A 24,954-nucleotide genomic window follows, 5' to 3' on the forward strand; every position below is an offset into this window, starting at 1 on the left:
CCTCTCGTCTTTATCATATTGTTACATGGCAAATATCTATGCCACTATTGCGTTATCGTTTATACTTTCAACAATCTTCTAAATTTCTATCCAAACACTCAGGTTAGTAAATATATACATCTCACTTCCCTAATATGTTAACAAAGCTTACTGTATTACAGAAAACACTTCATAATATCATTATGGAAATAAACTCAATGTACTGATTAAAACCCCAAATGTATTTACATCACTTCACATATATCTTAATTCAAAAATACATAGTTTTTTTGTTATTATCCACTTAATATACAACACTTTTGCCAACTTATAGAAACTTTTCTACACCTTCAATATTTGTTTTCTCATCATAATCAAAAACAATTCCTACACTATATCTTGCTCTTGTTATTGCAACATAGAATTGAGATCTTGTTTTCGGTTGTAATTTTTTTGAATGATCCATCATCCACTTTCTCATTGTACTGGTTGGATAAATAAGGACTCTATCATATGTCAATCCCTTAGCTTCACCCATATTTATTACTGCATATCCGTCATTCACTTTTATTGTTCTCTTCTCTCTTAGTTGCATTGGTTTAAATTTTTCTAAATATGCATCAACATCATCTGGTCTCACCAAAAAAACTCCGTCATGTCCGGTAATATCAAATTGCTTTGTTCCAGTTTCGCCATATTCTTCATACAACTGCGATGAATATGAACATATACTTTGGTTATTTCTGTAAGAATCATTCAAAGTCTCTTTATCAATAATGCAATCTATTTTTTTACATTCACTTCTAATAAATTCTTCCATCTTACCATCTGCATACTTCTTATACTTTGCTTCGTTATGCGTATGATATGTTACCTGTCTAGGATCCCCTACCATTGTCACATCACATTCCGCTTGCAATAGGCTTTTTATTATGTCTAAATCATATCCCGCCAAGTCTTGAATCTCATCTACATATATCCTAGGATAACTCTTGCTAATTCTTTGCGAAACCTTTCCTTTTGTCTCCTTTTCACAACGACATACAAATTTCGCAATCTTATCAGAATACATTTTCATCCCATCGGTGAAATAGAATTTTCTATAATCTGTTTCCGCATAATACACCGGACCATATTTCCCATCATATTTTTTCCCAGACTTTTCATTGACTAATATCATACCATTAATCTTATCATCTAAGATCACTCCTTGAAATGGTCTAACACCATGCTGCAAAAGAAATGAGTACCATGTTTGTATGGTAACATTATGCGGAACACACCCATTAAGTTCTACAAATTTTTTACGAATTTCCAGTTCATTAGCAATAGTATATGTTGTTATTAACACACTGTCCGATTGTTGCATCGCCTGTCTAACCAAATATGTAGTTTTACCAGATCCTGCTGCCGCAATTATCAATCTATTTACCATCTGATAGCCTCCAAAATATATTCTGGTATTTCTATCTGTTCAGTAGACTCAAAGATTTTCAATCCACATTCCGTTTTATTATGCTTCATAAACTTTCTCAAATCATCCTCATCCGTATAGTCAGTTCCAAAAATACGATTTAACTTATCTAAACCATTAGCTTTCAAAAGTTTGGGTTCTAAAGTGTTATAATTATAATCATTATTGCCAATCTTAAGCGTTCCTGTGTCCACAACATCATCAACACATATCTTTATATAATCTTTCTGATTTGCACCCATATAATTTTCATACTTTTTGTTGATAGCTGCCATATCTCCATCGTTATCTGTAACAACCGCAATTTTTGTCCGAATACAATCTGCAAGCTCAAGAAAGCGTAAAAATGATACCCCGACGGAAATAACTTCTATACCATCCTCTATCGGCAATCTCCCATCATTAAGTTGCATATATGCTTTTTGAATCACCAGCTCGTCCGAATCTCCTTCACACAAAATAGCTTTCTTACATAAAATCATTCGCAACGTATCATACCCAGCCACCTTCTTAAAGAAATTATATGTATCTCCCGATAGTTCAGAAAATTTTATTATCTTTAAATTCTCAAGCAGCATCACTTTCCTCAATCCTAACTTATTTGCAACAAAACTACTATGTGTTGAAATAAGTATCTGCTTTTCTGCATATTGCTCCGAAATACACTTAATCAATTGATTCAATCTTGTATGTGACAGATGATTTTCTGGTTCTTCTAACAAAATGATACTTGCATTTTGTGAGGTACGTTTTGCTAATGCCAGTTCCGTCTTAACAACACATTGCTCTCCCTTTCCCACATAATGAAATGGTATTTCATCCAATTGTGTAACAAGGCTATTCTCCCATGCATTCTTAGTAACCAGTTCTACTGATAATGCTATTTTTTTATCTGTCAAACTTGCATCCTGATTTATTTTATTGTTAATGGCTTCTATTGAAGGATCATTAATAAATGTATCCCTCATTTTTCTATGTGCCTGTGCAATAGATGTTATATCTTCCGGTTCCAATGACCCCTTTATAATTCTTGACAAATACAGATCATTTCCACTTTTATATCTATATTCAGATGAATCAATCAAACTTGATTTATAAGGTATACTACGTGTTGTGATTGCATCTCTGGCAAAGGTTGTCCATGTAATATCATAATATTCAATTGGTAAGCTTTTAACATTTCTCTGTTGCACTAATGCCTCATATTCATCTGCATATTTGTCATTAAATGCAATTTTGAAGCAAAATCCTTCCGCACTGTTATCTCTATCTGAATTTGCATCCCCATTCATCAAAGGATTTTCATCCCCACCAAAAAAGATTTCTATTGTTATGTATGGAAGTGCTATAGGTGCAGTGCCTAACGAAACAATATACTCATCTACTGCCTCTTTATTAAAAATATACTGTGAAATTTCATTCCAAATACTCTTCCCGCTAATAATTCCGGTTAGTGCCAGATTTATAGCTTCTAGTATTGTAGATTTTCCCGCTTCATTATCTCCTACGACAATATTTAAACCTTCTTCAAGAGTAATTTCAAAATCTCTATAGCATTTAAAATTATGAATTTTGACTTTTCTAATAAACATTCTATGCCTCCTCATATTGCCCATATGTAATTCTGCCAAAAAATATCTTTTTCCATCATGATTACCCATTTTATCACGCTAGCATATAAATCCACTCCATCTATATTTTTCTTCTACTCTTCAAATTCCATACTATCAAAAATTGTCTCTTCCACAACCTTAACACACTCATCCGTATGTTTCTTTATATCTTCACCCCAAAACCGGATTACAGTCCAGCCCTCAAAGTCCAATTTTTTATTTATCTCATCATCCCGCTCTATGTTACGGGAAATTTTATTAATCCAAAACTCACTGTTGTTGCTCTTTTCCAGTCTCTTCTTTAAAGTATCCCAATCTTTCCCATGAAAGAATTCTCCATCACAGAAAATTGCAATCTTATACTTTGTCAGTGCAATATCCGGGCTGCCCGGCAATTTTTTATAATTCTTACGATACCGGTATCCTTTGCTCCATAAAGCCTTTCTCAATATAACTTCTATTTTGGTATCCTTTCCATGAATATTTTTCATATTCTTATGCCGCTGTTCTTTTGTTAAAACATCCGCCACAAAATCACCTCAACAATCAGTTTTCAATCAATTTTGCCAATTTTTCTATCTCTTTCATTTCCTGTCTGACATTTATGCTCATAAGAGTCTTTACATCAAGAAGAACACCTTGAATTTTATGATATTCTTCAGTATTATCTTTCCAGTTACTTACCGCTTGACCAACTTTGAGCATATTTGCATTATTCGGATATTTACTTTTTAATGAATCAAAAGGCATAAGAAAAGCATTATATACTTTCATATTTTCTCCATGCTTTTTCTTAAATTTATCCTCATTTGCTATATATTCACCATATGTAATCTGCTTATTTATTGATGTGGATTCTGGCAGATCCCAGGTCTTTCCTGTTACCCCATATTTATAATATTTTGCATCAAGTACATATACATCTGTTCCATACAACATAACCGTATCTGGTTCAAGTGAAGCATTATCATATTTACTTCCATTAACATACCATGTTGTTTTAGGAAAATAATCTGCTTTATTCTCAATGCCAAATACCTTATCAATCATTTTCTCCCATATATATTCAAAACGATATGTTCCATATCTGTAGTTTTTATCAGAATCTTTATCTCCTTCAAAATCAATAATTGCAAGCATATGACGGAATAGCATCCTGTTTTTATCATTAAAAGTATTGGCAATTTTATCTTTAAGAACAGAACGGAATAACCTTTCCTGTTTAACAATTACTGGTTTCTTCGGCATCATTTCCGTATAGAGCCAGCCTATCCGTTCAAAGCTTTCATATACACAATACTCATGTATTAATGTAATCAGTTCATTCTCTTTTACACTATTCTTCTTTGTAACGAAATCAAGATAAAACACGTCCATATCCTGTACATATGGTTTCTGGGTCTTTATTGTCCTGTTCCAATTGATCTTTCCCGATTTAGCAACTTTATATAAAACTTCCTGCTCCTTATAATAACCTCGTACAAAAAAATCCTTTATAAGATACATATATGACTGCAATGGAAATTCTACTTCATCAAAAGCATTACCTTGCTTAAGAATTTCTGACTCTTTTCGTTCTGTGTTAGCTGAAAGTGTTGTAAGTAAGAGCATTATATCCTTGCGAAGCTCATTGTCATCTTCAGATATATGATATCCAAGCGGAAAATTGATACTTATGTCACCATCATTACATCTTAACCCTACAAATGTATCCATTTCACGATTAGAATTCACTCTGCATTTACTTCGAATATCAACTTTCCTCAAAAAATCACCACCTAGTTTTCATTATTATCTGTATTCTTTTGTTGCATTTTTGAAAGCATTTTCTCATAAACGCTCATTCTCAATACCGCTGCCAGTTTATCTGATGTTGCAGTCTCATATGTAATAACCACATCTTCAAGAGACTTACAATTTTCATTAAATATAGCTGTCTTGTCCATTTTAAAAGCATCATCCCATAAATATTTAAGTACCTTTTCAGAAAATCTGCCCGCCTCCAGCTCTTTCTTTCTGGCAAAATATGTTCCAAGCCGCTTATCCTCAGAGCTTGCCATATCAACATTGATATCAATGACCATATCATTGATTACTGTAGCAAATGCTCCCCAGCTTACTTTTGTACCCGCAATTATATCTTTTGAATGTTCAGACTTATCAAAATTATTCTCTATCTGTCTCATATTCCACCTACGCTGAAAAGCAGTGTCCAATGTAAATACATTCTGATCTGCTGTATTCATCGTAGCCAGAACATACATATTTGATGGTATTCTTACCTGATGTTTTTCATCCCCGTAGACTTCCTTTGCAACCTCATAATTTGAAATTCCATATTCACTTTCGCCTACTTCTTCAAGAGGAAAATCCTCTTCATCTTTTCTGTCAAGCAACTGGAATACCTCTCCAAATATTGCAGGAGCATTACCTCTGTTTAATTCTTCTATGACAAGATAATAGTAGTTACCCGGATCATTTTGTGCCTTCTTAAGCAACTTAGTATATGGTCCAGGAGTAAATACATATTTCAGCTTATCGTTACCATCTCTATCCTTTTCCACTCTCGGTAATATTTGTCCCACAAAATCTGAATATGTATAATCCGGATGAAAAACCACTCTCTCCATGTATTTTTCATCATCGCAATATTTTGTCTTTATTTCATGACTTTTTCCAGCACCTGGAACGCCATAAAGAAGAATATTTTCTGCTCCTGTTTTACGCTTAACAGATTCTTTATTTTCTTCCAGTACATTATCACCCTCAGAAATAGAGATTCCGTATGTATTTTTATTGAGACACCTATATATATTCAAAGCCTTCTGTAATTCTGTGGAGTATGACTCATTCAATCCTGCTGCTTTGATAATATCTGGTGCCTTGAATTCATTTTCGATTATATTTTTGCCATATTTTATTCCAAAAATATGTATAGATGCTACCTGCATTTTATCTTCTGCATTGCCATACATTTCTTTAAGAATAGTCCCCAATTCATCAACTGTGAATTTCTTGTTTTCTATTTCTGCATTTTTAATTTCAATAAGTTCCTTTATATCTACTTTTGTATTTGTCGGCAGCTTATAAAATTTATTATTAAGTGCTGAAATATTAAACTCTCCACGAGTTTCATCATTGGCTTTAATGCCTATACAATCATAAACCAGCTTTTCTTTATGCTTCAGAATCACCAGATAATCTCCTGTATGCAATAATCTTCTGAAGCTGACAAATGCCGGATCATCTATTGTAGTCAATGACAGCTGTACCTGATCTGCCTGCTCTTTTCTTCTACTTCTCACTATACTCGCACGCACACATCTGCTTTTTTCATCACCAAAGCTGATACCGCTCTCTTCACCATCTGCAAGATACAGGACATTATCCTTGTAAATATAAAGAGGTATCTGTGTTATAAAATATTTTTTTAACTGCTCATCCCTGTCATTATAATCGCACTTAAAATAGCCATCTGCCATAAGATAAGGGAACATATTCATCTGTTCTCCTGATATTGCTATATGGGTCTGATTTGTTGTTCTGCCTTCATCCAATGTGTTAGATGCTTCCAGTCTTTTTACCATTATTCCATCATATTCATTTGCTGAACTCTCCGGAACTATGTTCTTTATTATCTCTATTGCCTCTGTAAACTCCATCAGTCATTACCACCTTTCATATAGCTTTTTATCACATGTGCTATCGCTCTTCCCAGAAGTGGAGGAACAGAATTTCCTATCTGCATATAAGTCTTCGTATATGCACCTCTGAAAAAATAATCATCAGGATAAGACTGCACCCTTGCTGCCTCCCTTGGTGTGAGTCCTCTTGCCTGTGTTGGATGAATATACATATTACAATCGAACTTCATATGTGCGGTTATTGTTTTGCAAACCTTGTCATTTTCAAGTTTAAAATATTTATCTTTAAAAATACCATTTCTTCTGGCATATGGCATAATATCTGCAATTTTTGGATCATCTGAGCGGTCTCCCGGCTCCATGCGGCCATAAATTTCTATATCACGATCATTATTATATCTCGCTTTATGATTTGATACTACATTAACCACCTTATCCTGATTAATATATGAAATATAATCATTGGTTTCTGTAATATTATTTTTTTCTATTTTGTATCCGCTCTCTATTGAACCACTTTCTGTAGAATTTTTTACTCTTGAAGCCTCCAGTTCCCTAAGTGCAAATAGCGCGTCTCCAAGATTATGTTCTGGTATATTTTCACTTAGTGCAAATATTTCATTAAAAATTTGTTCGTTATCTACTCCCATGCAATTTCCTATATATATAAGTCTTTCCCTGTTCTGTGGAACCCCAAAATTCTTGGCATTTAATATATGGCATTCTACCGAATATCCGATGGCACGAAAATCTTCTTTTACCTGTTCAGCTACAGATAACATTCCTTTAACATTTTCCATAACAAAAAATTTAGGGTGTACTTTTTTTACAACTTCAACATAGCTCTTATACAGATGATTTCTAGGATCATCTATCAATCTCTGTCTGTTAGCCATACTAAATCCCTGACATGGTGGTCCACCAACAACAATATCAACGTTCCTGCCTGCCAGTAGCTCATCAAGATTTTTTACCACATCTTTTATATCACCTAGCACTATGTGATCTCTTGGTGTCTCCGGATGATTGTGAGCATATGTGTCCACACAACAGTCCTGTATATCATTTGCCAGACTTGTCACAAATCCTTCCTGTGTAAAACCTAATGACAAGCCACCAGCCCCGCAAAACAGATCTAACATCTTTAACGAATCATCACTTACATTTTTTCTGGCATTTTCAATATATGTATTACAATATTTACTTACAGGACACTCATAGCATTCCTGTTCTTTTTCATTGCATATAAAAGCCAGTCTTCTAAATGCTTCCATAAGTTCCGAATCATTATCCACATCAGTCTTATATAGATCTGCCCTGTCATTAAGGAATTTCTCTGTTACAGGCTTTGTAACTCTTTTTAGGCAGACATCTACATGATTATTCTCCTTATCGCCCAATCCAGCCTTTATAAAAGATATAAATTCACCTTTATCATTTTTGTATTCCATATCAGTCTTTCCACTCTCCAAGATTTATTAATGTTGCCTTTACCGATTGGGCAACAGCTTTTGATACATTAACTGTAACTGCATTTCCAAACTGTTTATATGCCTGACTGTCAGATACCGGGATTACGAATGAATCCTGAAATCCCTGCAATCTTGCACACTCACGCGGAGTAAGTCTTCTTACCCTTCCATTCTGGGTTACATAGTTATCCTGGCATGCTCTGTGCATCTTCGCCATAGTTGCACACAAAGGTCTTGCAATCTTCAGATCTATTTCCGATTTTGCCTTATATCCACCAGTTCCATCTGATAATATTGTAGGCAATATTCTATCTGACAGGAAATATTTATCATCAACTTCTGGTTCCAGTAAATCCTGCAATGTTTTATTAAGTTTTTTCTTTTCTGGAAATTCAAATCTTGCATTCTGATTATCAAAACATACAATATATGTTCTGTTTCGTGTCTGAGGTACTCCATAATCAGCTGAATTTAATATGTCACAGAACACATTATATCCAAGCACATCATGTAATATTCTGTATATTTCTTTATATGTTTCTCCATTATTATGTGTTCTCAAGGATCTTACATTTTCAAGAATAATTGCCTTCGGTTTCTTTCCTTTTTTTATTTTATCATCCACAATCTCTGCTATTCTGAAAAACAATGTTCCTCTTGCATCTTCAAACCCTTTTTGCTGCCCCATCATACTAAACGGCTGGCACGGAAAACCACCTATCAGTATATCGCAGTCTGGTATCTCCTCTAATGGAATTTCATTTATATCTCCAAGAACAATATGTTCTCCAAAATTAGCCTTATATGTCTGCACAGCATATTTATCAAAATCATTTGCCCATATTATATCATAGCCTGTATCTACAAACCCTTTATCAAGTCCACCAAGCCCACTGAAGAATGAAACTACTTTCATTTATTTTTCCTCCTCAAGCTTATTATTTTTTATGTAATCTCTGATCCACAATCCAATTTCCACAGAGGCAGTTTTCCCTTCATTACGCAATAATGTCATAAATTCATCTTTTACTGCCGGTTCAATTGAAATTTCTATTTTTGCAGTTTTTATTCTACCTGCCGGTCTTCCACAATTACTTTTCTTTTTATTAGTCATTGCATTCTCCTCCGTTTAATAAACATATTATATAATGTTTTTATCAGGGTGTAAATACATTCTTTATTAAAATTTATATATACACTTTCTTTTCTGCTTGATATAATAAATATAAATCTACAGAAGGGAATACAATTACATGTACAGACAAATCATTGATACATTAAACCAATTTCTAAATTACATACATATCCCTGGCACACCACTTAATCCAGATGCTTTTCAAGGAATATTGGTAAAGAAACTTTCAAACCAGAATATTATAAAAGATAAGCGAAGAATTAATGCCGGGGATACTTCTTCAACGGTAAACCAGACACATATTGATGTTACTGGTAAACAAGGCATGTTATTTTTCTTTGAAGAACTGAATAATGCAACAACCTCCGTACAAAGCATTGATATTGATATATACGATAACAATTTCAGATACCTTCATGAAATCGACCAGCCCTCTGCCAGGATGGATTTAAACGGAAACACTTACTATGTACGTTCCAATATCAATCTGCCACAATACTTAACAGATTTCAATTTTGCTCTTCACAGTTCTGCATATAAAAAATATGGTCATACTGGTGACCAGGTACAAATAAACATCCCAGATTCTGAAGAGGCTTTTACCCAGCTTCAGAGATTTGCATTCCAGGATGATGCTCTTGTTATGCTAAGATATGATTACTTGAGATATGTTGCTATTCTCATTCCGTGTGAATTATGTAACAACCTGTACTCTATTACAAACACACATGGTACCCATAATGTAAATTATGTAGCAATGAATCCTTCATATAACCCAGTATTAGCACATCAGATCCAGTATAATATTATTTCAAATGATGTAAGTTGCGATGATGTTGAAGCCATGACTTTGCAACGCACTCTAAATAATAACCCATGTGCCGGTACAGATGTTGAAAAGATTGTAAAAACCCGTGTTTCGCAAGGCTCTTTCCGCAGACTGTTACTTCTTGAACGCCATCACTGTAATCTTTGCGATATTTCCACCACATCTGTATTACGCGCAAGCCATATTAAAGAATGGGCTGAATCCTCCAAAGAAGAACGTATAGATGCAAACAATGGTTTGCTTTTATGCGCTAATCACGATGCCCTATTCGACAGACATCTAATATCTTTTGAACCTAATACAGGAAATATCTGCATTTCAGCATCAATTGACGATGATCAGCGAAATGCCTTAAATCTTTCTAAATCCGCCAGAATTTCTATGAATGATCGAATGAAGGCATACATGCAGATACACTACAAAAAATTTATTGAAAAAGAAAATCAGTAATTTTCCAATTGCGAGATGTACCTACATACATCTCGCAATGTTTTATCTCCGCATATCCCATATCTTGTCTTTTGCTTTTTCTGTATTAGTATCTCTACTAACTCTCTCATCATAAATCCTCTGAAACTCCTCATAAAGCTCATCTCCATCCTTTTTTATCCCCAGCCTTTTCATTACATCCGAGAACAACCTTATACTTCCACTCACATCAGCTATATCGAATCCGAATACATCTGCCTTAACTGAATCACTGATATTTTCATAACCGCCAAGCTCTGATATTCTCCTGACAATCCAACCAACTTTGTCCACAGGCTCAGTTTCTTTAGTTTCCACAAATTCACTTTTACCTGTTACATCAGTTGTACTTTCGTCCATTCTTGCCACATTCACATCAGACGAATTATGAACCTCTGGTATTCCTATACCCTCTAAACCAGTCTGTTGTTTTCTCGCACTATCTGTTTGCTCTTTCTGTCTGCCTATTTCATTCTGATTATTATTAGGATTCATTACCTCAACATTTGCATCAGGCTTAACAACTGCTGCCGCCACTTTCTCAACCTCAGTATTCTCTTCCATCCTCGGTATCTCAACATCCCTGTCAGCAACAATCTCCTCATTTCCCGACACCGCATAATAAGCCGTATACAAATCTTCTTTTATAATGTCATCAGCAAGCTGTATCTGTCTCTTAATTCCCTTTTTCTCCTGCTTAAGCTCATCCAGTTCTTCCTGCACTTCCATATGCCATATCTGATATTCCCGGTACTGCTCTTCATTCTTTATACTGCGTTTCCGGCTAGAGCTTTCTCTGTATATCTCCTTCTGCCTGTCCTCAATCTGCTGGATCTTTTCTTCCTGCTCACCTATGAAATCCACAAGATCCACAACACTTTTGATGTCATTATTTACAATCAGCAGATATTCGTCCTGTAACTGATGAAACCGCTTCAAATCCTCTGTATACTTTGCTCCACCAACCACAAAACGCTTTTGCTCTACAATCCTTAATCTGTATAGCTTTGCATAAAACTTCTTCTGGAATGGTGACAGCTTCGCCCTGTGTAACCCCCTGATATCCGACGAATAAAAGTAAGGCTTTGACATCCAGGGCATATCCACATAATGCCGTAACATATCTTCTGAAAACATCTCGTCCAGCTTTGCCAGTTTATGATAATACCGAAATCCCGGTGCCTGCACCTCCATCCATGCGTCTTTCTTAAATACATATCCAAGTCTTTTCATCAGATATTTAAAATGCTCCACATTCCCGGCTGCATATGCACACATCTTGGCATCCCTGAGAATTATCTCTTTCATGGACATTTCCTTTTCCCACTTGTCCCTGCTGATATTCTTTGGATTCTTGCTGTACTCTGCCGGCATTATGGAAAGTCCAAGTTCATCACAATATTTATTTGTAATCGGCTGCAGATGATTCTTCCAATTGCCTTTAGGTGAATTATATTTCTTGCCGGTTGTCATACTCACACTATTCCAGATCAGATGCCCATGCATATGTTCCCTGTCAGTATGAACTGCATACACCGCCTCATAATCATTACCAAGCACATCCTTTGCAAAGTGCTCCAGCACATACATTGCATGCTCTGCCGTCACTTTTTCTTCCGGTGAAAATGATATGATCACATGATAGCCCTGCCTTTTACCTGTCTTATGAAATATATTCTTCGTCTCCTCCATCTGCTCAAATGCCGTATCCGGCAGGCAGTTAATACTGCCCACCAGTACACATTCTTCTGTCTTATCCGGATTCTGTATATATTCCAAAGCATTCTTCAGGTGTGATGCCGGATTTCTGCCATCTGACTCCTGTATATTTAAGATCTTTGTAATCGCCATACTTCCAGCACCTCCCCAAACGTTTTCTTTACATCATCCAGACTGCTCTGCAGTTTATCAATATCGCTGTAATATAACTTTCCCTGTGAATTGCCAAGCTTTACCGTCTGATTAATATTATTTGCAATACCTGCTATGATACGGATTGCTTTTGCCCTGTCCTCAGGATAACTTGTATCTATGTTGCCGCCCGTCCGGATCAATTCTCTTATATAGGCACTTGCTGTCATTCCCGTCCGGTTAAGTGCCGCTTTTAGAATATCCATATCTTTCTCCGACAGCTTCACAGATACCTTATGATCTTTCCTGTCAGACTTGTATCTTCGCTTTCCATCTGCCATACGTTTCTCCCCTTTCGTAGTTTTCTAATGCTGTATCAAACCAATCTCTTTTTATCTGTACCATTGCTTTTTTCATCCTTTCCAAAAGTTCTGCTTATAGGTTTTGCAAGATGCGGAAAAGGTCGGACCTTTTCCCGAAAAAATATAAACGCCATCAGCGTTTACATAATTTTTCGTCTTGGCAGGAGCACCTGCACCCTGTATATAATATGTGGTGGTTAATGTACCACCACAATTACTGATATGGTGGCACTTTTTGCCATCACTTTACTGTTTTAGTGGCATTTTCCGCCACCACTTTTCCATTTTGATGGCACTTTCCGCCACCATGGCTTTTTTCTCGCTTATCTGAGTGGTGGCGCTTTTTGCCGTCACTTTGCTGTTTTGACGGCGCTTTTTGCCCCCACTTTTGCATTTTGACGGCACTTTTTGCCCCCACACTTTTTTCAGCTCTGATTTGTGCGGGGGCGCTTTCTGCCCCCACTTTGTGGTTTTGGGGGCGCTTTTTGCCCCCATTTTCATGTTTTGACGGCGCTTTTTGCCCCCACACTAATGAAACTGCATTACCACATCCATAATAACGATTTCCTCTGCCATCATCCTGGTCTGTGTTCTTAGCTGTAACTGTTCTGTAAAGGAATTTGGATTCTTTGGCTTATGCTTTTTCAGCCACTTAGCTTCAATATCATCGAGCAGCTCATATGCTGTATCATTGACTTCATCCGCTCTCTCTTCAAGCTCACCGAACCGCACCAGACTCTTATATCTCATTGGATATTCTTCCTTGATATATTTAATCCACATACGCCCATACTTTCCTACATCTATATCTGCCTTCTCTGTTCCTGCGACAAGCACCGGATAAAAGATTCCATCCCTTTCTTCATATGGGATACCTAGCTTTTCAAATGTTGTCTTACTCATAATGATTACCGCCTTTCTCATCACTCTGCAGAATATCAAGCACATGCTTTAATTGAACCAGCAGTTCTTCAACATCTATACCTCTGTCAGATTCATCTAATGTCTGTAATTCTTCCAGTATCGTATCAAGATGCACCTGTACTTTCTTTGCCACCTTCATTCCACCAACAACCCTGATTTCATGCTTCAGAAGACATTGGATGATATAATCCTGTTTTGAAAGTCCGCTGAGTGAAACCTTCACATTCAGCTCCTGCGCTTCCTCCGGTGACATACGAAACGCTACTACAACATTTCTCCATCTGTTCTTGGCATCCAGCCTTTTCTCGCTCATAATAATCTGCTCCTTCCGATATAAAATCTATTCTTTTAATTTCTGCTGCATATATCCAGCAAAACTTGTACCGGCATGATTCATAATGTTTTACATAGGCATTATCAGACTGCCTTGTACTTATCAATGCTTATAATTTTTTCCGCAGCCGCATCCATATCAATCATAGGTGCTGTTTCCTCTGTCTGCATGATTTCTACATCATCATCCTGATCTTCGCAATCCTCAAAGCTTGCATTGACAGCATCAAGTCTGTCCGCCATTGCCACCTGCTTTGACGGAAACAGATGCGAATAACGATATGTGATATCAATGCTCTCATGACCAACCCTGTCAGCTATTGCAACTGCGGAAAACCCGAGGTCGATCAGATGTGAAATGTGCGAATGCCTTAGATCATGGATTCTGATTTTCTTCACACCGGATAATTTGCAACCACGCTCCATCTCATGATGAAGAAAGCTCTTTGTTACCAGAAAAATCCTGTCTGTTGGTGTCTGGTCATATAACATTGCAAAATATTCCTGCATTTCTTCGGCAAGGAACTTCGGCAGCTTGATTGTTCTGTTGCTCTTAGGTGTTTTCGGTGTTGTAATAACATCCTGCCCCTGCAGCCGCTGATACGATTTATTTATTCTGACTGTGTTCTTTTCAAAATCAAAATCTTCCATCGTAAGTGCAAGCAGCTCACCTAATCTCATTCCCGTCCAGTACAGCATTTCAAATGCATAAAATGAAACCGGCTTATCAATCACCGCTTCTGAAAACTTCTTATATTCTTCAGTTGTCCAGAAAAGCATTTCCTTCTTTTCTTCCCTGCCCATATTTCCAGCCTGCCTTGCCGGATTTGATTTCAGATTATAAAACCTGCACGCATGATTGAATATCGCACTTAAGATGTTATGCATTGTCTTCTTATAAGTCTGGGAATAACATTTCCCATTCTCATAACGGAATGCTACCATCTCATTCTGCCACTTGCGTACATCTCCCGGTGTAATCTCATTCATCTTAAGATTCCTGAAATATGGAAGTATCTTTGTATCCACAATGTGTTCTTTTGTAAGCCACGTGTTGAGTTTGACATAATTTTTCACATCCTCTGTATACAACTTCCAGAACTCTCCAAATGTCATATCCAGATTATTCTCCTGCCGTATTTTGTAATTACGCTCATAATCAAGTGCTTCCCTCTTTGTTGCAAATCCTCTCTTCTTTATCTGTTTATTTTCCCCAGTCCAGTCCTTACAATAGAATTTGACAAACCAGGTGCCTGTCTTACTGTCTTTATAAGCTGGCATATTCATCATCTCCTTCTTTCCATATGAAGAAGCAGATGCCTAAGCCGTATCGCTTCTGCACCTGCCTCTATCACAATCTTCTTACCTGTTGCTTATCCTGCATCACTCATACCATAAATGCGTTCTTCAAAATATTTTCTGCTTACTTTTCCACGGATAACAATGTAACCCTTCTTTTCAAGTTCACTGTTGATCTGTCTCATAAGCTTGTATGCTGCTGATTTTGAAATTCCAAGAATCTGCATCACATCTCCTACTTCTAAAAACTTTTCGTTCATGCCCTTTCACCACCTTTCCATTAAAATTTGTTTTGGCGTTTCTCCATACCAGTTCTGCTGATGTCACAACCAGCCTCCTTACCTGAGATAATCTCCTGTAATACCGCCCGCTCCTGCTCGAGGTACTCGGTCCGCTTGGGGGAGTGTCTACATTCGCTCGATTCCTATGAATGTCTTGGCAAATGCCTGTTAGATTTCTGGTACCGCTCATTTAGTTATTTTTCAATACCATATCGTATAGATAATTGAATTGATATTATTCTATACCGTATAGTATTGAATTGTCAAGAAGTTTTTCTAATGTTCTCGTATAGAAAAACTTCCATTTTCATTTTTTCCGTGTTATACTGTCTTTAACAGTCCATCAGGGACAGATAAACGGAGGTGACTACACTATGACAATTGGTGAAAGAATAAAGAAAATACGGGTATTCCGTAAAATGACAATGGATGAACTGGGCGGTGCACTTGGATTTGAGGGCAAAAATATGTCGGTCCGCATATCCCAGTATGAAACCGGTGCACGCATTCCCGGTGAAGATATGATTCTAAAGCTTGCTGATGCATTGCACTGCAATTACAAGGCAATCTCTGATTACAGCCTTGGTACTGCTGAAGATATCATTGAAACACTTTTCTGGCTTGAAGAAAGTGCCACATCTCTCCCGGCACGTGGAAAAGGTACAAGATTCCCAGAGTACACAGCTCCCGGCAACCTGATTCATCTGACTGCAATGACACCTGCAAAATCTTCCGAGGCTGCCAGACCAACTTACAATGAAGATGATTATGAAAGTGCAGGCTCACCTGTCGCATTAACTTTTGAATATGGATTGGTAAATGATTTCCTTACGGAATGGTGTGAAATGAAAACGAAATTAAATAGTGGAGAGATTTCTCCTAATGAATATTTTGAGTGGAAAATAACATGGCCTCAGGCGTAAATGAAACTATTCACGCACAGCTCACTTTAGTACCATTTTAGTACCACAAGGCAAAAAACAAGCTCGCAAATGCCCATTTTACTAGGCTTTGCGAGCTTTTGAAAATTATTCAAACTCAATCGTTCCAGGTGGTTTACTAGTCAGATCATAGAATACTCTGTTGACCCCACGCACCTCATTTATAATTCTGCTCATGACTGTCTGGAGAACCTCAAATGGAATCTCTGCGCTCTCTGCTGTCATGAAATCAATTGTGTTGACTGCACGAAGTGCAACCGCATAATCGTAAGTTCTTTCGTCACCCATAACACCAACGGAACGCATGTTAGTGAGGGCTGCGAAATACTGGTTTGGCATCCATGCTGGAGCCTTGCCGTTAGCTTTCTTGTACTCAGCTACGGCCTTGTCAACCTCTGAACGGTAGATAAAGTCAGCATCCTGAACGATACGAACCTTATCAGCTGTTACCTCGCCGATAATTCTGATTCCAAGTCCCGGACCTGGGAATGGCTGACGGAATACAAGATGTTCTGGTATTCCAAGCTCAAGACCAGCCTTACGAACCTCATCCTTGAAAAGGTTGCGGAGTGGCTCAATGATTTCCTTGAAGTCAACGAAATCAGGAAGTCCTCCTACATTGTGGTGAGACTTGATTACGGCTGATTCACCGCCAAGTCCGCTTTCTACAACGTCTGGATATATAGTTCCCTGTGCAAGGAAGTCAACTGCACCAATCTTCTTGGCTTCTTCCTCAAATACACGGATAAACTCTTCCCCAATAATCTTTCTCTTAGCTTCTGGCTCTGTAACGCCTGCAAGCTTAGAGTAATATCTCTCCTGTGCATTAACTCTTATAAAGTTAAGGTCGAACTGTCCTTCTGGTCCAAATACGCTCTCAACTTCATCGCCTTCATCTTTACGGAGAAGACCGTGATCTACGAATACGCATGTAAGCTGCTTTCCAATAGCTCTTGAAAGAAGTCCGGCTGCAACAGATGAATCAACACCACCTGAAAGAGCAAGTAAAACCTTGCCACTGCCAACCTTCTCTCGGATTTCCTTAATTGTATTCTCAACAAATGCATCCATCTTCCATGTTCCGGCACATCCGCATACTCCACGAACAAAGTTGTGAAGCATCTTGGTTCCTTCCTGAGTATGAAGAACCTCTGGGTGGAACTGGATTGCATAAAGATTCTTCTCTGTACACTCTGCTGCTGCAACTGGGCAGTCTGCTGTGTGGGCAACAATCTTGAATCCTGGTGCAATCTGTGAGATGTAGTCAAAATGGCTCATCCACACAATAGTTTTCTCTGAGACATCTGAGAATAAAGCGCTGCTCTTATCTACAAATGTTTCTGTCTTTCCATACTCTCTTACTGGTGCCTTCTCAACCTTGCCACCAAGCACATGCTGCATAAGCTGTGCGCCATAGCAAAGACCAAGTACAGGTACACCAAGTTCGAAAAGTTCTTTAGTACATGTTGGCGCGCCATCTTCATAACAGCTGTTAGGACCACCCGTAAGGATAATTCCTTTAGGGTTCATGGCCTTAATCTGCGCCAGGTCTGTCTTGTAAGAATAGATCTCACAATATACATTACATTCACGGACACGGCGCGCAACCAGCTGGTTGTACTGACCACCGAAGTCAATGACAATAACTTTCTCCTGATCCATGATCAATCTCCAATCTTGTGTATTTATATATACATTATAGTTAAACTTGCCACTTATGACAAGCCTTAATTCTCCCCAATTCCTATCTTGCTAATTCTACTCCAGACAATCCTTATCTATGCATCTTTCTCCCCAATTCTCTTCTTCACATAAGAATCCATCTTCTCTCTGACCATCGCCATCTTTCTGTTGGTCTCCTCATTATCAGAATGAAAATGCATAAGCTTTGCAAGATAGCCCTGTTCCACAGTAATCCGCACACTCTCATCATACACAAGCTCATAAGCAAGTGATACATGACCAATAACAGTATCAGCCGGTGTGCGTCTTATTGCTTTGAGTATACAGTGTTCCTCATCAAACGCTTCTAACACTTCATCTGTAATATCACTCTTCATCAGTTCTTCAGTCGTAGTGTTATATATTTCTTCAAGTGGAGTATCAATATTAACCTTAAATATATCAACCTTATCAGCGTCACGAAGCACATTGCAGAATGCCTGCTCACGGCGATTAAGTCCCTGTGGAATTCTATACATATTGTGACACCTTATTGCAAGCTCAAGCATTTCAATGTCCGATTTATTCAATCTGTCATACAGAAATACTCCATCAGAACTATATCGATCCTCTAATGCTCCTGACTTGTAACCTGTACATTTGACCATACCTTTAAGAAAAGTACTGATAAGACCATCTTTGAACAACAGGTCTGCACCGAATTTTGCATGGTCAACAGAGTCCGCATCTGAAAATGTGTTATAACGCTTTATCTGTTCAAATCTTCCAACATCATGAAGCATTCCGGATAACCATGCCAGCTCAACATCATAGGCACACATTCCAGCTGCCTTTGCAATTCTTTCGCACAAAGCTGCAACTCTGTAAGTGTGGTCAATTTTTAATTTAATCTTAGGGTCATCTGCATTATAAGCTGCTGTGTATTCTGCAAATGCTTTCTTAACATGCACTCTGTCAACATACACACGGTTTATCTTGGCATTTTCATAATAACCTTCAACATCAGCCACCTTTCCCTCATTCCATGTGTCTATAATATCAGGCACATCAGATAAAGAATGGCACACAACTGAAGTCAGTCTTCGGATGTCATCGTTAATCTCAATAGTATCAGGTATATGAATCACCTTCATGCCTGCTGCATATCCTGCTTTAATGCCATTAATGCTGTCCTCAATGACTACACATTCTGATGGTTCACAGCCGATAAAACCTGCTGCCCTTAAGAATATGTCTGGCTCAGGCTTTCCATGCTCAACCTCATCTCCATATACAACACCAGAAAGATAATCCCACGCCCCTATTCTGTGAAGACTCTTTTCTGCACTGGACTTCTGTGTTGAAGTTGCTACGGCACATTTTAACCCGTTATCCTTAATATAATCAAGCAGCATATGAAGCCCCGGTTTAACTGGGACTTCCTCTGTTTCTCTGATTTGGTGAACATGGTCTGTCCGCATTGTACACATTTCCCAGTAATCCTGCGTTCCCTTATAATAGTCATCAAAAAAGCTCTGGCTAAGCTTTGCCGGTGCACCTTTAAAACTGTCGATAAGCCATAATGGCATTTCAACATTTTTCTGGGAAGCTGCCCACAGCCAGCCAAGATTAGACTGATTTTCCGTATCAATCATAACTCCGTCCATATCAAAGATAATCCCTTTTATCATAACTGCCTCCATTCAACTCCCCAAAATATTAAACCGACATACCTTGCATACTCTTCCCTGATATCAGTTGCTTCATTTCCTGTTCTTACTTCTCTTCCAGATACTTCTTAACATACTGTCCGGTATAAGACTTCTTAACCTTAACAATCTCCTCTGGTGTTCCTTTGGCAATAACAGTTCCGCCGCGGTCGCCGCCTTCCGGTCCCATATCTATAATATAATCTGCTGTCTTAATAACATCAAGATTGTGTTCAATAACAACTACAGTGTTGCCGCCCTCTGCAAGCCTGTGAAGAATATTGACAAGCTTGTGGACATCAGCAAAATGCAGACCGGTTGTAGGCTCATCAAGAATATATATAGTCTTTCCTGTGCTTCTTCTTGAAAGCTCTGTTGCAAGCTTGATTCTCTGTGCCTCACCACCTGAAAGCTCAGTTGATGGCTGTCCAAGCTTGACGTAAGACAAGCCAACCTCGTTGAGAGTCTCAATCTTTCTTCTTATACTTGGCACATTTTCAAAGAAATCAACTGCATCCTCAATAGTCATGTCAAGAACATCATATATACTCTTATCCTTGTATTTAACTTCAAGAGTTTCTCTGTTGTAACGCTTACCCTCGCAGACTTCACAAGGAACATACACATCCGGCAGGAAATGCATCTCTATCTTGATAATACCGTCACCGGAGCATGCCTCACATCTTCCACCTTTAACATTAAAGCTGAATCTACCCTTCGTATATCCTCGTTCCTTCGCGTCCTTAGTCGTTGCAAACAGGTCTCTTATCATGTCAAATACACCTGTATAGGTTGCCGGATTAGACCTTGGTGTTCGTCCAATTGGTGACTGGTCAATATTAATGACCTTATCAAGCTGCTCTATTCCGTCAATTCCATCATGGTCGCCTGCAATACATCTCGCCCTGTTAAGCGACTTTGCAAGGTGCTTGTAAAGAATCTCATTAACAAGTGAACTCTTGCCTGAGCCTGACACACCTGTTACGCATGTGACAACTCCAAGCGGAATATCTACATCAATATTCTTAAGATTATTCTCCCTTGCGCCTCTTACCTTAATCCAGCCAGCAGGCTTTCTACGCTCTGCCGGTACAGGTATCTTGATTCTTCCTGACAGATATGCGCCTGTAAGTGAGTCCTTGCACGCCATAATGTCCGCAGCAGTTCCTGTTGCGACAACTTCTCCACCATTTCTTCCTGCGCCTGGTCCGATATCCACAATATAATCGGCTGCAAACATAGTATCCTCATCATGTTCAACGACAATAACTGAGTTACCAAGATCGCGCAAATGTGTCAGAGTTCCCAGCAGCTTGTCATTATCCCTCTGGTGAAGGCCGATACTTGGCTCATCAAGAATATAAGCAACTCCTACAAGACCTGAACCAATCTGTGTAGCAAGCCTGATTCTCTGCGCTTCACCGCCTGACAGAGTTCCTGTAGCACGCGAAAGAGCCAGATAATCAAGCCCTACATCTACAAGGAACTTAATTCTCGCCTTGATTTCCTTAAGAATCTCTGCACCAATAAACAACTGTCTCTCTGATAGCTTCATATTCTCAAGGAATTCCTGAAGCTTTATAATAGACATGTTAGTAATCTCATATATGTTCTTATCTGCAATAGTAACAGCAAGTGAAGACGGCTTAAGTCTCTGTCCGTGACAGGCAGAACAAGGTCTTATTCTCATAAATTCCTCATACTGCTGCTTGGTATTATCAGAATATGTCTCTCTGTATCTTCTCTCCATATTCTTGATAAGACCTTCAAATGCGACATCATATACACCCTCTCCGCGCTGGCCTTTATATTTAACCTTTACAGAATGTCCCTTAGTACCATTGATAATAATATCCTTAATATCATCAGGATAATCCTTGAATGGTGTCTTTAATGAAAATCCATATTCCTCTGCAAGTGCATCAAGAACCGCCCTGCTAAAGCTGCCCTCATCCTTAGATGACTGCCATCCCATTCCGACAATAGCGCCTTCATCAATGCTGAGACTCTCATCCGGTATAAGCAGCTCTGCATCAAACTTCATTGTATAACCAAGTCCGAAACAGTCCGGGCATGCGCCAAATGGATTGTTGAACGAAAAGCTTCTTGGCTCAACCTCATCAATACTTATACCACAGTCTGGGCAGGAAAAGCTCTGGCTGAAATTAAGTGTCTCACCATCAATAACATCTACTGTCATAAGACCTTCGGCAAGCTTAAGAGCTGTCTCAATAGAATCTGTAAGTCGTTTCTGGATTCCGTCTCTTACAGAAAGTCTGTCTACAACAATCTCAATATTATGCTTCTTATTCTTATCAAGCTTAATCTCGTCTGTAAGCTCGTACATGCTTCCATCAGCAATAACACGCACAAATCCGCTCTTCTTTGCCTGTTCAAAAAGCTTTACATGTTCACCCTTTCGTCCACGGACAACAGGTGCAAGAATCTGAATCTTAGTTCTTTCAGGAAGTGCCATAATAACATCAACCATCTGGTCAACTGTCTGTTTGTTGATTTCGCGTCCACATTTTGGGCAGTGAGGAATACCAATTCTTGCATAGAGAAGTCGGAAATAATCATATATCTCTGTAACAGTTCCTACTGTAGAACGTGGATTCCTGTTAGTTGACTTCTGGTCTATAGAAATAGCCGGTGAAAGTCCTTCAATACTGTCAACATCAGGCTTTTCCATCTGTCCTAAGAACTGTCTTGCATATGAAGACAGTGATTCCATATACCTTCTCTGACCTTCTGCATATATTGTATCAAATGCCAGACTCGACTTTCCCGAACCTGAAAGTCCGGTAAGCACAACAAGCTTGTCTCTTGGAATATCAACGTCTATTCCCTTAAGATTATGCTCTCTTGCGCCCTTTATCCTTATACAGTTCTTATAACTGCCTCTTTCAATCTCTTTCTTTAACTTACTATCAGCCATGTTTCTTTCCTTCATAAATATATTTATTAATCTCAATCATCTTGTCACGAAGCTGTGCAGCCTCCTCAAAGTTAAGCTCTGCTGCTGCCTTACGCATGTTCTTCTCAACCTGCGTCTTAACTTTCTCAAGCTCTTTGATGCTCATAGATTCATAATCAACCTTAAGCTTTCCTGAAGCGTCACCCGGCTCCGCTGCCTTGCTTATGCTTATAAGATCTCTTACTGCCTTCTTGATTGTCTGTGGAGTAATTCCATGCTCATCATTATAATCCTGCTGAATCTTTCTTCTTCGTTCAGTCTCTGAAATAGCCTTTTCCATAGATTCAGTAATCTTGTCTGCATACATGATAACATGTCCCTCTGCATTTCTCGCAGCCCGGCCAATCGTCTGTATAAGCGATGTCTCTGTTCTTAAGAAGCCTTCCTTATCAGCATCAAGTATTGCAACAAGGCTGATTTCAGGAATATCCAGACCTTCTCGCAGCAGGTTGATTCCGACAAGAACATCAAAACCATCAAGACGCATATCTCTTATAATCTTCTGACGCTCAAGCGTATCAATATCTGCATGAAGATATTTAACCCGGATTCCTGCCTCTTTAAGATAATCAGTAAGGTCCTCCGCCATTCTCTTGGTAAGTGTAGTAACAAGCACCTTGTTCTTCTTGGCAGTTTCCTTGTTAATCTCAGATATAAGGTCATCAATCTGTCCTTCAATCGGCTTAACAGTTATCTCCGGGTCAAGAAGTCCGGTAGGTCTGATAACCTGCTCAGTTCTCATAAGCTCATGCTCTGCCTCGTATGTGCTTGGTGTTGCTGATACGAAAAGCATCTGTGAAATCTTGCTCTCAAACTCGCTGAAATTAAGCGGTCTGTTGTCCTTCGCAGATGGCAGTCTGAAGCCATAATCTACAAGCGTAGTCTTTCTTGACTGGTCACCGGCATACATGCCTCGAATCTGCGGAATAGTGATATGCGACTCATCCACAATAATAAGAAAATCATCTGGAAAATAATCCATCAGCGTATACGGAGGACACCCTGCCGGAAGTCCTGCCAGATGTCTTGAATAATTCTCTATTCCTGAACAAAAGCCTGTCTCCTGCATCATCTCTATATCAAAATTCGTTCTCTCTTCAATTCTCTGTGCCTCTAAAAGCTTATCCTCACTCTTGAAATACTTCACTCTCTCGGCAAGCTCTGCCTTGATGTTCTCAATAGCAGCGTCCATCTTCTCCTTCTCAACAACATAATGTGAGTTAGGGAATATCGCAATATGTTCAAGAACGCCTTTAACTTCGCCTGTAAGGGAATCTATCTCACTTATTCTGTCCACTTCATCACCAAAGAATTCAACTCTTATGGCATCACCTGATGATGATGAAGGATACACTTCAACAACATCGCCTCTTACCCTGAAGGTTCCTCGCTTAAAATCCTGGTCGTTCCTTACATACTGGATATCAATAAGCTTTCTTATGCAATCATCCCTGTCCTTCTCCATTCCCGGACGAAGTGAAATAACCATGTTCTTATAATCAACCGGCGCACCTAATCCATATATACATGAAACCGAAGCAACGATAATAACATCATTTCTTTCAGAAAGTGCCGCTGTTGCCGAATGTCTTAATTTATCAATTTCATCATTAATAGATGAATCCTTCGCAATATAAGTGTCACTCTGAGGTACATAGGCCTCTGGCTGGTAATAATCATAATAGGAGACAAAGTACTCAACCGCATTCTCTGGAAAGAACTCCTTCATCTCCCCATACAACTGCGCTGCCAGTGTCTTATTATGGCTTATAATAAGTGTAGGTTTCTGAACATTCTGTATAATGTTCGCCATTGTAAATGTTTTACCAGAACCAGTTACACCAACTAGAGTCTCAAACTGATTGCCTTCCTCAAAGCCCTTTGTAAGTGCTTCAATAGCCTGCGGCTGGTCGCCCATAGGCTTAAAATCCGAATGTAATACAAATCTGTCCATAATCCCTCCTTGTTTTCCAACATTTTTCTCATTATACAATATAACAG

At 38.5% G+C, this 24,954-nt stretch carries 21 protein-coding genes; 2 read left to right on the forward strand and 19 right to left on the reverse strand.

Annotation, left to right across the window (positions count from 1 at the left end):
* Window positions 1–307: 307 nt before the first annotated feature.
* The 8 genes from EUBELI_RS08595 to EUBELI_RS08630 all read right to left on the reverse strand — a co-directional run bounded on the left by EUBELI_RS08595 (window position 308) and on the right by EUBELI_RS08630 (window position 9,296).
* Window positions 308–1,414: a UvrD-helicase domain-containing protein gene (locus EUBELI_RS08595; RefSeq protein WP_012740010.1), complete on the reverse strand. Its 1,107-nt coding sequence runs from the start codon at window positions 1,412–1,414 to the stop codon at window positions 308–310.
* Entirely contained in the window at window positions 1,408–3,045 is a 1,638-nt protein-coding gene (locus EUBELI_RS08600) for an ATP-dependent nuclease (RefSeq protein WP_041688274.1), read from the reverse strand. The genes EUBELI_RS08595 and EUBELI_RS08600 overlap by 7 nt, the downstream gene beginning before the upstream one ends.
* A gap of 113 nt (window positions 3,046–3,158) precedes the next feature.
* Window positions 3,159–3,596: a very short patch repair endonuclease gene (locus EUBELI_RS08605; RefSeq protein ID WP_012740012.1), complete on the reverse strand. Its 438-nt coding sequence runs from the start codon at window positions 3,594–3,596 to the stop codon at window positions 3,159–3,161.
* Between the two features lie 16 nt (window positions 3,597–3,612).
* Window positions 3,613–4,833: an LlaJI family restriction endonuclease gene (locus EUBELI_RS08610; protein WP_041688277.1), complete on the reverse strand. Its 1,221-nt coding sequence runs from the start codon at window positions 4,831–4,833 to the stop codon at window positions 3,613–3,615.
* Between the two features lie 11 nt (window positions 4,834–4,844).
* A complete protein-coding gene (locus tag EUBELI_RS14680; protein WP_012740014.1) occupies window positions 4,845–6,728 on the reverse strand; it encodes an McrB family protein in 1,884 nt (627 codons plus the stop codon).
* On the reverse strand, window positions 6,728–8,161 hold the full coding sequence (locus EUBELI_RS08620; RefSeq protein ID WP_012740015.1) for a DNA cytosine methyltransferase: 1,434 nt from the start codon (window positions 8,159–8,161) through the stop codon (window positions 6,728–6,730). The genes EUBELI_RS14680 and EUBELI_RS08620 overlap by 1 nt, the downstream gene beginning before the upstream one ends.
* Before the next feature lies 1 nt (window position 8,162).
* Window positions 8,163–9,098: a DNA cytosine methyltransferase gene (locus tag EUBELI_RS08625; RefSeq protein ID WP_012740016.1), complete on the reverse strand. Its 936-nt coding sequence runs from the start codon at window positions 9,096–9,098 to the stop codon at window positions 8,163–8,165.
* Complete coding sequence (locus tag EUBELI_RS08630; protein ID WP_012740017.1) at window positions 9,099–9,296, reverse strand: hypothetical protein; 198 nt, start codon at window positions 9,294–9,296, stop codon at window positions 9,099–9,101.
* Window positions 9,297–9,435: 139 nt separating this feature from the next.
* Here EUBELI_RS08630 and EUBELI_RS13715 point away from each other — a divergent pair, with 139 nt between their 5' ends.
* Window positions 9,436–10,596: an HNH endonuclease gene (locus EUBELI_RS13715; RefSeq protein WP_012740018.1), complete on the forward strand. Its 1,161-nt coding sequence runs from the start codon at window positions 9,436–9,438 to the stop codon at window positions 10,594–10,596.
* A 42-nt stretch (window positions 10,597–10,638) separates the two neighbouring features.
* Here the strand turns inward: EUBELI_RS13715 and EUBELI_RS08640 are convergent, their stop codons facing one another.
* The 7 genes from EUBELI_RS08640 to EUBELI_RS08670 form a co-directional block, all read right to left on the reverse strand.
* Window positions 10,639–12,465 (reverse strand): relaxase/mobilization nuclease domain-containing protein, encoded by a 1,827-nt coding sequence (locus tag EUBELI_RS08640; protein WP_012740019.1) that lies wholly within the window; start codon window positions 12,463–12,465, stop codon window positions 10,639–10,641.
* Window positions 12,444–12,806, reverse strand: coding sequence for a plasmid mobilization protein (locus EUBELI_RS08645; RefSeq protein ID WP_012740020.1), 363 nt, complete (start codon window positions 12,804–12,806; stop codon window positions 12,444–12,446). The genes EUBELI_RS08640 and EUBELI_RS08645 overlap by 22 nt, the downstream gene beginning before the upstream one ends.
* Before the next feature lie 267 nt (window positions 12,807–13,073).
* Entirely contained in the window at window positions 13,074–13,328 is a 255-nt protein-coding gene (locus tag EUBELI_RS14390) for a hypothetical protein (protein ID WP_165437526.1), read from the reverse strand.
* A gap of 27 nt (window positions 13,329–13,355) precedes the next feature.
* A complete protein-coding gene (locus tag EUBELI_RS08655) occupies window positions 13,356–13,730 on the reverse strand; it encodes a TnpV protein (RefSeq protein ID WP_012740023.1) in 375 nt (124 codons plus the stop codon).
* Window positions 13,723–14,064 carry a plasmid mobilization protein gene (locus EUBELI_RS08660; protein ID WP_012740024.1) on the reverse strand — a complete coding sequence of 114 codons (342 nt, stop codon included), beginning with the start codon at window positions 14,062–14,064 and terminating at the stop codon, window positions 13,723–13,725. The genes EUBELI_RS08655 and EUBELI_RS08660 overlap by 8 nt, the downstream gene beginning before the upstream one ends.
* A gap of 104 nt (window positions 14,065–14,168) precedes the next feature.
* On the reverse strand, window positions 14,169–15,365 hold the full coding sequence (locus EUBELI_RS08665; protein ID WP_015560979.1) for a site-specific integrase: 1,197 nt from the start codon (window positions 15,363–15,365) through the stop codon (window positions 14,169–14,171).
* A gap of 92 nt (window positions 15,366–15,457) precedes the next feature.
* On the reverse strand, window positions 15,458–15,643 hold the full coding sequence (locus EUBELI_RS08670) for a MarR family transcriptional regulator (RefSeq protein WP_012740026.1): 186 nt from the start codon (window positions 15,641–15,643) through the stop codon (window positions 15,458–15,460).
* A gap of 395 nt (window positions 15,644–16,038) precedes the next feature.
* Here EUBELI_RS08670 and EUBELI_RS08675 point away from each other — a divergent pair, with 395 nt between their 5' ends.
* Window positions 16,039–16,587: a helix-turn-helix domain-containing protein gene (locus EUBELI_RS08675; RefSeq protein ID WP_012740027.1), complete on the forward strand. Its 549-nt coding sequence runs from the start codon at window positions 16,039–16,041 to the stop codon at window positions 16,585–16,587.
* A gap of 105 nt (window positions 16,588–16,692) precedes the next feature.
* Here EUBELI_RS08675 and guaA read toward each other — a convergent pair whose 3' ends face one another.
* The 4 genes from guaA to uvrB all read right to left on the reverse strand — a co-directional run bounded on the left by guaA (window position 16,693) and on the right by uvrB (window position 24,907).
* Window positions 16,693–18,267, reverse strand: coding sequence for a glutamine-hydrolyzing GMP synthase (gene guaA / locus EUBELI_RS08680; protein WP_012740028.1), 1,575 nt, complete (start codon window positions 18,265–18,267; stop codon window positions 16,693–16,695).
* 116 nt (window positions 18,268–18,383) lie between these two features.
* Window positions 18,384–19,958 (reverse strand): HAD-IA family hydrolase, encoded by a 1,575-nt coding sequence (locus tag EUBELI_RS13960; RefSeq protein ID WP_165437542.1) that lies wholly within the window; start codon window positions 19,956–19,958, stop codon window positions 18,384–18,386.
* A gap of 85 nt (window positions 19,959–20,043) precedes the next feature.
* On the reverse strand, window positions 20,044–22,914 hold the full coding sequence (gene uvrA / locus EUBELI_RS08690; RefSeq protein ID WP_049777985.1) for an excinuclease ABC subunit UvrA: 2,871 nt from the start codon (window positions 22,912–22,914) through the stop codon (window positions 20,044–20,046).
* Window positions 22,907–24,907 carry an excinuclease ABC subunit UvrB gene (gene uvrB / locus EUBELI_RS08695; protein ID WP_041688279.1) on the reverse strand — a complete coding sequence of 667 codons (2,001 nt, stop codon included), beginning with the start codon at window positions 24,905–24,907 and terminating at the stop codon, window positions 22,907–22,909. The genes uvrA and uvrB overlap by 8 nt, the downstream gene beginning before the upstream one ends.
* Window positions 24,908–24,954: the final 47 nt, after the last annotated feature.

Source organism: [Eubacterium] eligens ATCC 27750 (genome assembly GCF_000146185.1).
Classification (GTDB): Bacteria; Bacillota; Clostridia; order Lachnospirales; family Lachnospiraceae; genus Lachnospira; species Lachnospira eligens.